The sequence below is a fragment of the Paenibacillus sp. D9 genome (assembly GCF_001188365.1).
Taxonomy (GTDB): Bacteria; Bacillota; Bacilli; order Paenibacillales; family Paenibacillaceae; genus Paenibacillus_O; species Paenibacillus_O humicus.
Window position 1 is genome coordinate 842,931 of sequence record NZ_JZEJ01000001.1, and the last position, 13,897, is coordinate 856,827.

At 60.1% G+C, this 13,897-nt stretch carries 13 protein-coding genes; all 13 read left to right on the forward strand.

Annotation, left to right across the window (positions count from 1 at the left end; all coding sequences use genetic code 11):
- Positions 1-77 precede the first annotated feature (77 nt).
- A complete protein-coding gene (locus VE23_RS03935) occupies positions 78-1,061 on the forward strand; it encodes an aldo/keto reductase (protein WP_049867341.1) in 984 nt (327 codons plus the stop codon).
- Positions 1,062-1,137: 76 nt separating this feature from the next.
- Positions 1,138-2,172: a zinc-binding dehydrogenase gene (locus VE23_RS03940; protein WP_049867342.1), complete on the forward strand. Its 1,035-nt coding sequence runs from the start codon at positions 1,138-1,140 to the stop codon at positions 2,170-2,172.
- 421 nt (positions 2,173-2,593) lie between these two features.
- Positions 2,594-3,427 (forward strand): diaminopimelate epimerase, encoded by an 834-nt coding sequence (locus VE23_RS03945; RefSeq protein ID WP_049867343.1) that lies wholly within the window; start codon positions 2,594-2,596, stop codon positions 3,425-3,427.
- Between the two features lie 23 nt (positions 3,428-3,450).
- Positions 3,451-4,278 (forward strand): rRNA methyltransferase, encoded by an 828-nt coding sequence (locus tag VE23_RS03950; protein ID WP_049867344.1) that lies wholly within the window; start codon positions 3,451-3,453, stop codon positions 4,276-4,278.
- Entirely contained in the window at positions 4,275-5,648 is a 1,374-nt protein-coding gene (locus tag VE23_RS03955) for an opine metallophore biosynthesis dehydrogenase (protein ID WP_048748505.1), read from the forward strand. The genes VE23_RS03950 and VE23_RS03955 overlap by 4 nt, the downstream gene beginning before the upstream one ends.
- Positions 5,645-7,258: a staphylopine-dependent metal ABC transporter substrate-binding lipoprotein gene (gene cntA, locus VE23_RS03960; protein ID WP_049867345.1), complete on the forward strand. Its 1,614-nt coding sequence runs from the start codon at positions 5,645-5,647 to the stop codon at positions 7,256-7,258. The genes VE23_RS03955 and cntA overlap by 4 nt, the downstream gene beginning before the upstream one ends.
- A gap of 15 nt (positions 7,259-7,273) precedes the next feature.
- Positions 7,274-8,206, forward strand: a complete 933-nt coding sequence (gene opp1B, locus VE23_RS03965) for a nickel/cobalt ABC transporter permease (protein ID WP_049867346.1) — start codon at positions 7,274-7,276, stop codon at positions 8,204-8,206.
- The gene (gene opp1C / locus VE23_RS03970) at positions 8,207-9,091 is read left to right on the forward strand and encodes a nickel/cobalt ABC transporter permease (RefSeq protein WP_049867348.1); all 885 of its coding nucleotides are present in this window, start codon (positions 8,207-8,209) and stop codon (positions 9,089-9,091) included.
- Positions 9,088-9,915, forward strand: a complete 828-nt coding sequence (locus VE23_RS03975) for an ABC transporter ATP-binding protein (protein WP_021877266.1) — start codon at positions 9,088-9,090, stop codon at positions 9,913-9,915. The genes opp1C and VE23_RS03975 overlap by 4 nt, the downstream gene beginning before the upstream one ends.
- Positions 9,902-10,705 carry an ABC transporter ATP-binding protein gene (locus tag VE23_RS03980; RefSeq protein WP_021877267.1) on the forward strand — a complete coding sequence of 268 codons (804 nt, stop codon included), beginning with the start codon at positions 9,902-9,904 and terminating at the stop codon, positions 10,703-10,705. Before VE23_RS03975 ends, VE23_RS03980 begins: the two co-directional genes overlap by 14 nt.
- Positions 10,702-11,913, forward strand: coding sequence for a staphylopine family metallophore export MFS transporter CntE (gene cntE / locus VE23_RS03985; RefSeq protein WP_021877268.1), 1,212 nt, complete (start codon positions 10,702-10,704; stop codon positions 11,911-11,913). The genes VE23_RS03980 and cntE overlap by 4 nt, the downstream gene beginning before the upstream one ends.
- 384 nt (positions 11,914-12,297) lie before the next feature.
- Complete coding sequence (locus tag VE23_RS03990; protein WP_021877269.1) at positions 12,298-13,074, forward strand: TetR/AcrR family transcriptional regulator; 777 nt, start codon at positions 12,298-12,300, stop codon at positions 13,072-13,074.
- 26 nt (positions 13,075-13,100) lie between these two features.
- A complete protein-coding gene (map, locus tag VE23_RS03995; protein WP_048745982.1) occupies positions 13,101-13,847 on the forward strand; it encodes a type I methionyl aminopeptidase in 747 nt (248 codons plus the stop codon).
- Positions 13,848-13,897 lie beyond the last annotated feature (50 nt).

Below are 13,897 nucleotides of genomic sequence, written 5' to 3' on the forward strand. Positions count from 1 at the left end.
TATGCTTTAAGCTTCCTGTTTTCAAGCAAGTTCGAAGACTTGATATACAAATTCAAATAAGGAAGGAAAGAGATCGGATGAAGAAAAGAAAATTGGGAACCAGCGGTTTGGAAACCTCCGTGCTTGGATTTGGATGCATGGGATTGAACTATCATCGGGGTCCGGCAAAAGATCGCAGCGAAATGATTCGTGTCGTGCATTCCGCTATCGATGCCGGCATTACCATGTATGATACCGCTGAGGTTTATGGGCCTTACACCAATGAAGAGCTTGTCGGCGAAGCGCTTGCAGGCCATCGAAGCAAGGTGCAGATAGCGACAAAAGGCGGCTTTAAGATTACGGGTACGTCCAATGAGCCTGACAGCCGGCCGGAATCCATCATCTCCTCGGTCGAAGGGTCTTTGAAACGATTGCGTACGGATTACATCGATCTCTATTATATCCATCGTGTAGATCCGAATGTACCCATTGAAGAAGTGGCGCTGACGATGCAGCAGCTGAAAAAAGACGGGAAGATCCTCCATTGGGGGTTGTCGGAGGCGAGTGCGGAAACCATCCGCCGCGCCCACGGCGTTGAGCCGCTGGCGGCAGTAGAGAGCGAGTATTCAATCTGGTGGCGGGAAGTAGAGAACAGCATTTTCCCCGCGCTCGAACAATTGGGCATTGGCTTGGTTGCCTACAGTCCTCTTGGACGGGGATTTCTCACCGGAAAAATAGACAAGAATGCCTCTTTTTCCGAGAATGACAACCGAGGGGAGCTTCCCCGGTTTGCCAAGGATGCCATGGAGGCGAATCAAACGATCGTCGATTTTTTGAATAAAGTGGCCGAACAGAAGCATGCAACCCCTGCCCAAATAGCACTTGCATGGATTCTGTCCCAGAAGCCCTTTATTGTGCCCATTCCGGGGACGACAACTGTCAGCCGAATTTCAGAAAATGCCGCATCTGCTGAAATCGTCTTTACGGAGCGGGAGATGCTGCAGATCAATGAAGAAATCGCCAGCATTCAAATTGTCGGCGACCGTTATCCGGAAGCAGAGAAGAGAAGGACCGGCAAATAAGCATTGAACTGCGGGTGATTGCCGACCGCTCCAATCCAAACAAAAAGATTTAGTGAAAAAGGGGTTGAATCAGGATATGAAAGCAAATGTGATGTATGCTGCTGGCGATGTCCGCGTCGTAGAAGCGCCCGTTCCGACCTTGCAAAAGCCGACGGATGCCATTTTGAAAGTGGTTGCCGCCTGCATTTGCGGAAGCGATCTGCATCCTTATCACAGCATGCATGCCCATGAGCATGGAGAAGGCGAAGCGATGGGGCATGAAGTGATTGGGACCATTGAAGAAATGGGATCGCAGGTTGCCGGATTCAAAAAAGGGGATTTGGTTGTCGTTCCTTTCGCTTATGGCGACCTTACCTGTCCATTTTGCCAGGAAGGCTTGATGACTTCATGCGTACACGGCGGGTTTATGACCGGCTGCCAGGCGGAGTTTGTTCGAGTGCCTCAAGCACAGGGAAGCATGTTCAAGCTGCCTGACGAAATCGATGAGAGCTCTCCCTTGCTGCCCTCCCTGCTGACATTGTCGGATGTATACGGAACGGGTTATCATGCGGCGCTGAAGGGAGGAGTGAATGAACATACGACGGTGACGGTTATCGGCGATGGAGCCGTCGGTCTTCTTGCCGTCCTGTCGGCGAAGAAGCTCGGCGCCAAGAAGATCATTCTCATGGGCCGCCACAAGGTACGGACGGATCTGGGCCTTGAATTTGGCGCCACGGATGTTGTTCCCGAACGCGGAGAAGAAGGTGTGGCGAAGGTTCGGGAGATGACGAACGGGGAAGGCACTCACGTCGTGCTTGAATGTGTCGGACTCATGCCTGCTTATGAGATGAGCATAGGAGTCGTGCGGGCTGGCGGAGTCATAAGCCGGGTCGGCGTGCCTCAGTATGACGATGCTCCCGTTGGCTTTGCCAGTCTTTTTGGACGCAATATAACGCTTACGGGGGGACCGGCGCCAACGCGTGCTTATATGGAGGAGTTATTGCCCGACATCCTGAACGGAACTATTGAACCTGGCCGTGTATTTGATGCAACCGTTGACCTGGATGGGGTTCCGGACGGTTATCGAGCCATGGACAAGCGTGAAGCGCTCAAAGTATTGATTAGACCCTGATAGCTCAATTATGAAGCAAAGGCAGCCGGTCCTTACGATCGGTTGCTTTTTTTTGCTGCCCGTATGGCCCGGTGCCGAAAACATTTCTATGAGGAGAACCTTTTGAAGAAACCCTTTGAATGTTCACCTATGTGCCTCGTGCTTCATGGAATTGAAAGCTGAAAAATGGAGGCCCGACAGGACTAGATACGCGATTGGAGGAATAGGTTGAAAACAAAAATTGTTGGAGGAAGGTTGTTTCGGCAGAATCGGGGGGGCATTAGGCGAGGCGCGGGGCAACGGCCTCTTTTTTTCGCCTCATCCCGTTCGGGAGCTGGAATGGACTGACAGAAATGTGTTGACGCAACCGGGTACTCTAGCTATTATTAGTAATAATTACGTATTAATTAGTAATAATTACTATCAAACCGGAGGAGAGGCGATGAACCTCGAAGTTGAATTCGTCAAGCTCAATCCGACTCAGAACATGACCGTTCTCGTCAACACGCCGCTTCCGCAGGAAGCTCATGCAGCGGTCGCATCCCGCATGATGGCCTATGACAATGTGTTCGCCGAGCAGGTGGGCTTCATCGAGAAGCCGCGACAGTGCTCTGCATCCGCCCGCCTGAGCATGGCTGGGGGAGAGTTCTGCGGCAACGCCTGCATGGCGCTGGCGGCGTTGATCGCCGAGGACAGCGGGCTGCCCCCGGGAAAGGTCATGACGGTGGAGCTGGAGGCTTCAGGCGCCGAACGGCTGGTCCGCTGCGAGGCGAGCCGCGCGGAGGATCGCTTCCGCTGCCAGGTGGAGATGCCGCTTCCCCGGCGCATCGAGACCAAATCGATCACGCTCGGCGGAGAGGCCCGCAGCGTCGGGCTGGTATGCTATGCCGAGTCTACGCATCTGGTGCTCGAGGTCGAGTCCTTCTCCGAATCGATTCGTACCGAGGCTTGCGAGCTGGCGCGGCTGCTCGGAGCGATGCTCGACGATCGACTGATCGGCATCATGCTGTACCGTCCGGGAGTGTCGGAGATGCAGCCCTTGATCTATATTCCTTCCCTCGACAGCCTCGTCTGGGAACGCGGCTGCGGCTCGGGGTCCGCCTCTGTCGGAGCTTACTTGTGCTGGAAGAAAGGACGCTCCGTTTCGCTTTCGCTTCGACAGCCCGGCGGCACGATCGCGGTCGAGGCGGAGAGCGAAGGGGGGAGCATCAGGAGGCTGAACATAGCCGGGCTCGTCAATATCGTCGCCCGCGGCACGGCTTACATAACGGCTTGACGTAAGGAAAGGAGAGAAAACGATTGATCGTATGGACTGATTTTCACCGGACGCTGTCCGAATACGCCGACGGCTTCGCTTCACTGGCAGCTGCTTATGACGGGACGGCCGGCTCCTCGGCCGAGCTTGAGGCGGTCATCGACCGCTACTCCGCTCTCATTCTGGAGCCGCGCAACACGCTTATGTGGGAGGAGCTCATACGCCGGGAGCCGGAGGAAACGGAGCGGCTGGCCTATCGGCTGCGGGAGCGTTCGGCGCTCTGCGTAGCGCTGATGGAAAAATACCGCGCACTCAAGCTGCTGGAAGGCGCAGAGAATGACAGCGGTTATTTCCGCAACATCGAGGCCTGCATCGAGGAGGAGTTCGGCAGCTTCACGGTAACGCCGGAGTCCAGGGTGCTGATGGTCGGCTCCGGCTCGTTCCCGATGACGCCGCTGCTGATTGCCCGCCGCACAGGCGCCCAGGTCGTCGGCATCGACATCGACCCGGAGGCGGTCGAGCTCGGCCGCAAGGTCGTGAGCAGACTCGGACCGGAGCTCCCGATCCGGCTGGAGGCAAGCTCGGTCGAACAATTGGACGGGCTCAGCACGGTGACCCATATCATCTTCAGCTCCACGGTCCCCGTCAAGTACGAGCTGCTCGAACGGCTGCATCCGCTCACCGGAGAACAGACCGTTGTGGCCATGCGTTATGGCGGCGGCTTGAAATCGCTGTTCAATTATCCGATCCGCCAGGCTGCGGACAGCCGCTGGCGGCTGGCAGAAAGCCTGCTGAAGCCGGGGCGGATTTTCGACATCGCCTTGTACCGCAAGGCTGCCGTGAGTCATCAGCTGGACGGGGGTGCGCGATGAGCGCGCTCGGGGACTCGCTGATTCTCGGTACGGGACCTGCGGCCGTTCAGCTGGCCGTGCTGCTGCGCAGGCAGCTGTCCATCCGGGTCGGCATTGCGGGGAGAAGCTCGCCCCGTTCGAGATCCTTCTTTGCCGCTCTCGCCCAGGGGGATGGAGCGCTGGTCGCGGACGTTCAGAATGCGGCCCACCGGGAGCTGGGTGGAACATGCATGCTCGATGCCTGGCACGAGGGCTACGACCGCATCGAGGGCGAGTGGCCGACGCTCGTGCTGGCCGTGACGGCGGACGCCTATGTCCCGGTGCTGGAGCAGCTGCCGCCGTCCGTGCTGAAGGCTGCCCGCTGCCTCGTGCTCGTCTCGCCGACCTTCGGCTCGGGCAGTCTCGTCGGCCAGCTGCTGCAGAGGCTGCAGCCCGCTGCACGGCCCGAGGTCGTCAGCTTTTCGACTTACCTGGGCGATACCCGCTGGCCGGATGGCCGGCCCGGCTCCCGCGCCGTGACGACAGGCGTGAAGCGCAAGGTATTCATCGGCTCCTCATGCGGCCGCTCGTCGGCAGTCATGGAGGAGCTGCAGGGAGCCTGCGCCCGTTCCGGCATCGCGATGGAGGCGCTGGAATCGCCTCTTGCCGCCGAAACGCGGAACATCTCGCTGTATGTGCATCCGCCGCTGTTCATGAACGAATTTGCGCTTGAGGCGGTGTTCTCCCTGGAATCTGACCGAGTTCAGACCTATGTATACAAGCTGTATCCGGAAGGGCCGATAACGCCGTCCCTGATCCGCGACATGCGCTCCTGCTGGCTGGAGATCAGCGCCATCGTTCAAGCGATAGGACTGCGGCCGATCAACCTGCTCCGGTTCATGACGGAGGAGTGTTACCCGGTACGTCCGCAAAGCCTCTCGAGCGAAGAGCTGGAGCGCTTTCCGGAGCTGGATGCCGTGCATCAGCAGTATTTGCTGTACATTCGTTATGCCTCGCTGCTGATCGATCCCTTCTCCGAGCCGGATGGGCAAGGACGCTATTTCGATTTTTCGGCGGTTCCCATCCGCAGCCTGGCCGTGAACGACGAGGGCCGATGGGAGGTGCCGCGCATGCCCAAGGAGGATTACTACCGGACGGCCATCCTGCAGGGCATCGCCCGGCGGCTCGGCGTTCCGACTCCGACGATCGATCGGCTGCTCGGCCTGTACGAGAGCCGGCTCGCCCAGGCGAGAGCGCAGCTTGCTGCCCAAGCTCTCTCGGAGGCGTTTTATCCGGGCGGCCATGAAGCCGAGCTGGAGCTGATCGTCCGCGGCCTGCCGGACAGGTCGCGCTTATTCTTTGATCCAATTTCAGGCGCTTCGGCGCCCATCCAGGAGGAAGAAATCCATTGAAACATTCGAGAAACGCCCTATCCGCCATCTTCATCCTATTCCTGATTTTCGCCTCCGGCTGCTCCGGCAGCGGGAACGAGCCTGCTGCTGAAGCGGCGAAGCAAGGCCAAGCACGGGAAATCATCTATGCTTCTTCCAAGGACATCAACGACATGAATCCTCATCTGTATTCCGGCTCGATGCCTGCGCAGGGCATGATCTACGAATCTCTCGTCGAAAAGACCGAAGACGGCATCAAGCCGCTGCTCGCGGAATCCTGGGACATCTCCGAGGACGGCATGAGCTATACGTTCCATCTGCGGCATGGCGTGACGTTCCATGACGGATCTCCGTTCAACGCGGAAGCGGTGAAAGTGAACATCGACGCCGTGCAGGCCAATGCCGAACGCCATGCCTGGATCAAGCTGTCGACCAAGATCAAGGAAGTCCGCGCAACGGATGAGTATACGGTTCAGCTCCTGCTCGACGAGCCCTATTATCCAACGCTGCTGGAGCTGTCGATGACCCGTCCGTATGTGTTCCTCTCGCCGAAAGACTTCATCAACGGGCAGACCAAGGACGGCGTCGCCGGCTACGACGGCACCGGCCCGTATCGTCTTGCCGACCAGAAGCCGGAGCAGTATGCCGTGTTCGAGGCCAACGAGTCCTATTGGGGCGGCGCGCCGCAGGTCAAGCGGATTACCGCGAAAGTGCTGCCATCGGGAGAAACGACGCTGCTGGCGCTGCAAAAAGGAGAAGTGAACTTCATCTTCACCGACGACCGCGGCGCGGACGGCGTGGACGTCGAGGCGATGCAGAGCCTTGTGGACAGCGGACGGTACCAGCTGCTTCGCAGCAAGCCGATGAACACGAAGATGATTGCCGCCAACAGCAGCAGCACAGGTCCGGTGCATGAAAGAGCGGTGCGCCTAGCCTTATGGCATGCCGTCGATCGCGAGACGATCGCCGGACAGATTCTTCATGGGGCCGAATCGCCGGCAGACAGCCTGTTCTCGGGCAATGTGGAATATGCCGACATCCCGCTGGCCAAGCGCGGCTACGATCTGAAGCATGCGGCCGAGCTGCTGGAGGACGCCGGCTGGAAGCTGGAGAACGGAGGCGAGACGCGTGTGAAGAATGGCAGGCAGCTCGCGCTCAAGCTCTATTACGATGCCGCCTCCTCCTCGCAAAAAACGGAAGCCGAGCTGATTCAGAGCGCCGCCAAAACGATCGGCATGAAGCTGGAGCTGATCGGCGAGCAGTCCTCCTCTGTCGCGGCACGCCGGGCCTCAGGCGATTACGACCTGCTGTTCAACCAGACCTGGGGGCTTGCCTACGATCCACAGAGCACGGTTTCCGCCTTTACGGCGGAGTCCTCTTACGCCCGTACGACCGGCGGCATCGAAGGGGTGGAGGAGTTGTACGCCAAGATCGGAAAGGTAACCGGCACCAGGGATGAGGAGAAGCGCAAGGCCCTGTACAAGGAGATTCTGACAACGGTGCATGACGAGGCCGTATTCATTCCGATTACGCATGGCAGCATGGCGGTGCTCGCCCCGAACGACCTGGAGGGCGTTGCGTTCAAGCAGACGCAATTCGAGCTTCCGTTCGAGCTTATGCACTTCAAGTAGAAGGAGGAAGCACGCATGATCCGATATGCGGCACGCAGGCTGCTGACAGCAGTCCCGCTGCTTCTTGTCATATCGTTCCTGGCGTTCCTGCTGCAACAGCTCGCTCCGGTCGATCCCGCAGAGGCGGTCCTTCACGCGCAGGGCGTGCCGCAAGTGACGTCGGAGCTGATAGCCCAGAAAAAAGCGGAGCTCGGCCTGGACCGGCCGCTATTGCGGCAATACGCTTCCTGGCTGGCCTCCAGCGTGCAGCTGGATTTCGGCCTCTCTTATGTGACCGGCAAGCCGGTCTGGAGCCTGCTTGGCCCTGCCTTCATGCATACGCTGCAGCTGACGGCGGTTTCGGCGGCTGCGATCATCCTGCTGTCTGTCGCGCTCGGCGTCTACTGCGCCCTGCGCGAGGACGCCTGGCCGGACAGGGCTACCCGAGGCGCAGCCTTCCTGCTGACCGCGATGCCTCCGTACTGGCTGGCTGCCTGGCTCGTCTGGCTGTTCTCGGTCAAGCTGGATCTGCTGCCGACTAGCGGCATGGACTCGGCCGCCAGCTTCGTGCTGCCGACCGCTGTGCTCGCAGTAGGTTATGCAGGTGTCTACTTCCGCGTCATCCGCAGCTCGATGATTGCCGGGCGCAACGAGGATTACGTCCTGTACGGACGCGCCAACGGCTTGACGGAGAGGGCCATTACAAGGCGTGTGTTGGCCAATTCGCTGCAGGTGGCTGTGCCGATGTTCGGCATGGCGGTCCCGATCCTGCTCGGCAGCACGGTCGTCGTGGAAAACGTATTCGCTTGGCCGGGTCTCGGCAATCTGAGCGTCAAGGCGATACTCGGCCGCGATTATCCCGTCATCCAGGCGTTCGTGCTGCTGCTGGCTTCATCGTTTGTCGTGTTCAACACCGTATCGGAAGTCCTAAGCGGGCTTCTGAATCCCCGATTGAGAAAGGACCTCTAAATGAAACGAATTTCACGGCTCTTGTCGGACCGGCTGGCGCTGCTGTCGCTTGCAGTGCTGGCGGCGATCGCCGCTGCCGGCATGCTGGCTCCGTGGCTGGCGCCCCATCCGCCGGATGAGGTGAACATGGCGCTGCGTTATGGCCCGTGGTCGCTCCATTACCTGCTCGGCAACGATCAGCTCGGCCGCTGCGTGCTGTCCCGGATTCTATACGGCATCCGTCCGAGCGTGCTGCTCGTGCTTGCTGCCGTGCTCGCCTCCGTTCTGATCGGCGCGGCAGTCGGCATGGCGGCAGGCTACGCCGGCGGCCGGACGGACGCGCTGCTCATGCGGTTATGCGATGTGATGCTCTCGTTTCCCGGCTATGTCATGACGCTCGCGGTAATCGGCGTGCTCGGCGTCGGGCTGCAGAACATCCTGCTGGCGTTCATTCTGATGAAATGGGCCTGGTTCGCGCGGATCGTACGCTCATCCGTTCGCCAGATCGCAGATGCCGACTATGTGCGCTTCGCCCGGACGCTAGGCACCGGATCGCTGGCGATTCTGTTCCGCCATATCCTGCCGGTCTGCGTGCCCGAGCTGGCTGTCGTCGCGAGCAGCTCCTTCGGCTCGACGCTGCTTCAGGTGTCGGGGCTTTCCTTCCTCGGCCTCGGCATCCAGGCCCCTCAAGCGGAGTGGGGAATGATGCTGAGCGAAGCGAGGCAGTCGATGTTTTCGCGGCCGGAGCTCATGCTGGCGCCGGGGCTGATGATTGTCCTTACCGTTTCGGCGGTTAATTTCCTGTCCGATGCGATGCAGCAGGCTGTCGATCCGCAAGCGGGCTCGTCCAAGCGCCATCAGCCGGAAAGGGCCGAGGCGGCTCTAATCGGAAGGGAGGTCGCATGAACATGGATGTGCTGGAGGTGAGCCGGCTCAGTATCGCGCATGCCGGATCCGGCGCGGCGATTGTGCCGGAGCTGTCCTTCTGTGTGAAGGAAAAAAGCTGCCTGGCGATCGTCGGGGAAAGCGGCAGCGGCAAGTCGATCGTCTGCAAGGCGATCATGAGGCTGAACGGTCCGGCGCTGCGGCAGAGCGGCAGCATCCGGTTCAAGGGCACGGAGCTGACGGAGCTGTCCGACGACCGGATCCGCGGGCTGCGGGGTGCGCAGATCGGCATGATTCTGCAGAACGGCATGCGTGCTTTCGATCCAGGACTGAGGCTTGGCAAGCAGCTGCATTCGGTGCTGAAGGCTCATTTCGGGTGGAGCCGCGAGCAGAGCAGAGAGCGGTTGTCGGAGGCGATGGAGCTGCTGCTGCTGCAAAGTCCAACGGCGGTGCTGAATCGATATCCGCATGAGCTGTCCGGCGGCATGCTGCAGCGGCTCATGATCGCGCTGACGCTCGTGCTCCAGCCGGAGCTCGTTATCGCCGATGAGCCGACGACCGCGCTGGATGCGGCCTCCCGCCAGGAAGCCATCGGCCAGCTGATTTCGCTGCGCAGGCAGGCCGGTTGCTCCATGATCCTGATCTCGCATGATTTGTCCGCCGTCGAGCGGATTGCCGACGAGGTGCTTGTCCTGCGCGGCGGCATGACGGTGGAGCGGGGGACGGCCGCAGAGCTGCTGACTTCGCCGAGGCATGCCTATACCCGCTATCTCGTGGAGTCGAAGCATGCCTTGAGCGGCCGCTTCGCTCAAGCGCTGGGAGGACGAACACATGCTGAGCGTTGAAAAGATCGCCAAGTCGTACTCCAGTAACGGTTGGCGAGGTCCAGGCAGGCATTTGGTGCTGAAGGAGGTGTCGCTTGAGTGCCGGCCGGGTGAATGTGTCGGCATCATCGGAGCGAGCGGCAGCGGCAAGTCGACGCTCGGACGCCTCATTCTCGGATTGGAGCAACCGGACGCAGGCTCGGTCCGGATCGACGGAGAGGAGCTGGGACGCCGGTCGCGCCGAGGCGCGGTTAGCGCTGTGTTTCAAGACTACCGCTCGTCGATCCACCCGTTCTTCACGGTCCGCCAGGCGCTGCAGGAGGCGCTGGGAGGAAGCCGGCGCTCAGGCGATTCCAAGCGGGAAAGCAGCCGCAAGCTGGAGACCGCGCTGGAGCAGGTCGGATTGGATGTCACTTATCTGGAGCGTTATCCCCATGAGCTGTCGGGCGGCCAGGCGCAGCGGATCTGCCTGGCGCGGGCGCTGCTGACCGGAGCCCGCTGGATTGTGCTCGACGAAGCGGTCAGCTCGCTGGATGCGCCCGTGCAGGTGCAGGTGCTGGAGCTGCTGCGGGAGGCTCGCGGCATCTACGGAACCGGCTATCTGTTCATCACGCATGATCTGGAGGCTGCGGCTTACCTGTGCGATCGGATCGCCGTGCTGCATGAAGGACGCATCATCGAGACAATCGAGACGGAACGGCTCGGCGAGCTGAGAACCCCATACGCGCGCGAGCTGCTCGATAAGTTCCGGCTCGGCCATGCGCTAGTTCCGCGACAGCATGCGGCCATAACAAAGGAGGAGAGGGAATGAACGGGGCGTTGTCCTGGCCGTTCATGCGGCTTTATCTGCTGACGGCGCTTTATTTTTGCGCCAATGCCATCCTGAATGTCATCATTCCGCTCAAGGGAGGCTCGCTTGGCGCCAGCAATGCGGTGATCGGCATCGTCATGGGCGCCTATCTGTCCACGACGATGCTGCTTCGTCCATGGGCCGGGCACATCATCCGCAAGCAAGGTCCGATCACCGTGCTCCGGGCCATCCTGGCGCTCAATGCGCTCGCGCTCGCCCTGTACGCATTCACGGGCCTGGAGGGATATTTCGCCGCCCGCGTCCTTCAAGGCGTCTGCACGGCCTTCTTTTCCATGGCGCTCCAGCTAGGACTGATCGACGCTCTTCCGGAAGGGGAGCGGTCCCAAGGCATTTCCATGTACTCGCTCTGCGCCACGATGCCCGGCATCGTCGGTCCGCTGCTGGCGATCGGCTTGTGGGAGGCGGACAATCCGGCTCTGCTCGCCATCGTGCTGATCGGTCTGGGCGTGCTCACGGGTGCGGTCGGCTTCACCGCCCGCGTTGGAGAATCGGCCGCACAGGAGGCGAAGCCAGAGACGAAGGACGGAAAGCCCGGCGAGGGAGCTGGCATGCTGCGATGGTTCGGAGAGCTGGTTCGACATCCCCATCTGCTTCGCTGCAGCCTGCTCATGCTCGGGGCGTCGGTCATATTCGGCGCGGCGACGACCTTCATCCCGCTGTATGCGGCGAAGGTGAGCGGCGCCAGCGCCGCCGTGTACCTCATGCTGCAGGCCGGCACGGTGGTCGCCGCCCGCTTCTGGCTGCGCAAGCGGATACCGTCCGATGGAGAGTGGCATCCCGCGTTCATGCGCCTGATCCTGCTCAGTCTGGCGGCTGCGGCGCTTTGCGTCGGCCTGGCGGCTTACGGGGGCGGCGCGCTATTTTACGCAGGCGCGTTCCTGATGGGCATCGCGCAGGCGATGGTATATCCGACGCTCACAACGTATTTGAGCTTCATCCTGCCGAAGGACAGCCGCAACATTCTCATGGGGCTGTTCATCGCCATGGCCGATCTTGGCGTCTCTCTAGGTGCAATCGCCATGGGTCCGGTCGCGGATCTGACCTCTTATTCGGCGATGTATCTGTTCTGCGCCGCCCTCGGCGCCTCGCTGCTGCTCGTCTCGGCGCACGAGGCGAGAAGCCGCAGGTCAAGTTCGCTCCCGGCCTGACCAAGCTGTTTAAGGATGAAGGACAGCCATCACGCTCTCTTGCTTAGAAAACCTAAGCGGAGAGCTCTTTTTGATTTTAATCCAAACCGAGATTTGAAGGCTTTCCAGGTGATTGACGATCATGCCTACGACTGCTAGGCTGGCCGCTATTCACGGTTGAGATGGCCTTATGCAGCTGACAGGCCAGGCCGTTCGAAACGATGGAGTTAGGCTGCACGACAGCTTAGGCCTTTTTCGTAGTACCGGGCTTAGGCTTGTCCGGTGGGATTATAGCGGAATCCGCTCCTAGGGCAACAGCAATAAGGCGGATCTCTTGATATATGCAAGCCGTTGTTTTATATTGACATTACAGCAGGTCAAAAATAAAAGAGGGGAACGGACGAGATGACTCCACGCACGAAGGAACAGAACGAAGAAATTCGGCTGCGTCGTCTGACGCAAATAAGGAAAGCCGCTGCCGACGTTTTTTTGACGAAAGGACCCCTGTTGGAAATCCGGGATGTGGCTCAGCAAGCGGGACTCGGCTACGGCACGGTATACCATTATTACACCAATAAGGGGGATCTGCTCCATGACCTGCTCTGGGACGCGATGGAACGCGCGGCGGGATGGCTCGACGGCTCAGTGGAGGCTCCATTGGAGAACCGGCCGGAAGCCATGCTGAAGATCCCGCTGGAAGCGCGCGCTTCAGCTTCTGGGGAGGCGCCGGGGGCAAGACATCTGAGCATAGCTGAGGTGGACACCGGCAGCCATGCTGCCGCGGGCTCCAAAAGCAGAAGCCGCGAAGCGGCCGCTGCCGAGGAGCTTGGCCCCGTCGCCGCTGCCGGAATGCGGCTGCTGCAGCTTTGGGCTGAGGACCGGGCCTTGTACCTGCTGTATAAGCAGGCCGGCGAGGAATTTACCGCGCTGCCCGATGCGCGCTCGGCCGCGCTCGCGGCCGCCTTCCGACGCGATGTGCTCGTACCGCTCGCCGCGCTTATGGACAGCGGGCTTGAAACGGACGGGGCAGCCGCTTCCGGCGGTGCTGCAGCGGAGCCGCCATACCGCCTGCATCGCGCGGAGATGCTGCTGTCCGCCTTGGTCGGCTGCGCCTCTCTTTCGCTTCGCCGCGGCAAACTTGGCGAAGAAGCGAGAGATATCGTCAGGTTTTTAAACTTATAGGCTGGATAGGGAGGGAATGAGCCCGGATGATCGTGATAAAGTCGCCTAGGGAAATCGAAGAAATGAAGACAGCGGGCCAAATCGTTGCGGACTGCCACCGCGAGGCGGCTAAAATAATTGAGCCTGGAATCACCACACGCGAAATCAATGACTTTGTTGCCCGGCATATGACCAAGCTTGGCGGCAAGCAGTTCACGAAAGGCTACAACGGTTTTCCCGCCGAAACCTGCACTTCGCTCAACGATGTCGTAGCCCACGGCATCCCTTCGAAGCGGGCGCTTAAGGACGGGGACTTGCTGAAGCTCGACATCGTCGTGGAATACGGCGGATGGTTCGGCGATTCTTGCTGGTGTTATGCGGTGGGCACTGTGCGGCCGGAGGCGAGCAGGTTGATGAAGGTGGCGAAGGAATGCTTGGAGTTGGGAATCGCCCGGGCTCTCCCCGGAGGCCGGCTCGGCGACATCACGTCGGCGATCCAGCAGCATGCGGAGTCGAACGGGTATTCGCTCGTACGCGATCTTCTGGCGCACGGAATCGGGCGCAGCCTGCACGAGGAGCCGAATTACGAGCATATCGGCGTAGCCGGCAAAGGCATTCGGTTGAAGGAAGGCATGGTGTTTACGATTGAGCCGATGGTCAACGAAGGCACGTTCCGCATCGCCATCGATGACGACCAGTGGACGGCGAGGACGGCCGACGGCAAGCTGTCGGCGCAATATGAGCATACGATCGCCATCACTTCGGACGGACCGCTGATATTAACGGCTCAGTAAAAAAAGCCCTGTCTTGAATTTAAGATGGGGCGCAGGGAAAAGGATGCTCA

Coding starts and splice junctions, on each gene's coding strand:
- VE23_RS03935 (WP_049867341.1), top strand. CDS start 78: ATGAAGAAAAGAAAATTGGGAACCAGCGGTTTGGAAACCTCCGTGCTT.
- VE23_RS03940 (WP_049867342.1), top strand. CDS start 1,138: ATGAAAGCAAATGTGATGTATGCTGCTGGCGATGTCCGCGTCGTAGAA.
- VE23_RS03945 (WP_049867343.1), top strand. CDS start 2,594: ATGAACCTCGAAGTTGAATTCGTCAAGCTCAATCCGACTCAGAACATG.
- VE23_RS03955 (WP_048748505.1), top strand. CDS start 4,275: ATGAGCGCGCTCGGGGACTCGCTGATTCTCGGTACGGGACCTGCGGCC.
- opp1B (WP_049867346.1), top strand. CDS start 7,274: ATGATCCGATATGCGGCACGCAGGCTGCTGACAGCAGTCCCGCTGCTT.
- opp1C (WP_049867348.1), top strand. CDS start 8,207: ATGAAACGAATTTCACGGCTCTTGTCGGACCGGCTGGCGCTGCTGTCG.
- VE23_RS03975 (WP_021877266.1), top strand. CDS start 9,088: ATGAACATGGATGTGCTGGAGGTGAGCCGGCTCAGTATCGCGCATGCC.
- VE23_RS03980 (WP_021877267.1), top strand. CDS start 9,902: ATGCTGAGCGTTGAAAAGATCGCCAAGTCGTACTCCAGTAACGGTTGG.
- cntE (WP_021877268.1), top strand. CDS start 10,702: ATGAACGGGGCGTTGTCCTGGCCGTTCATGCGGCTTTATCTGCTGACG.
- VE23_RS03990 (WP_021877269.1), top strand. CDS start 12,298: ATGACTCCACGCACGAAGGAACAGAACGAAGAAATTCGGCTGCGTCGT.
- map (WP_048745982.1), top strand. CDS start 13,101: ATGATCGTGATAAAGTCGCCTAGGGAAATCGAAGAAATGAAGACAGCG.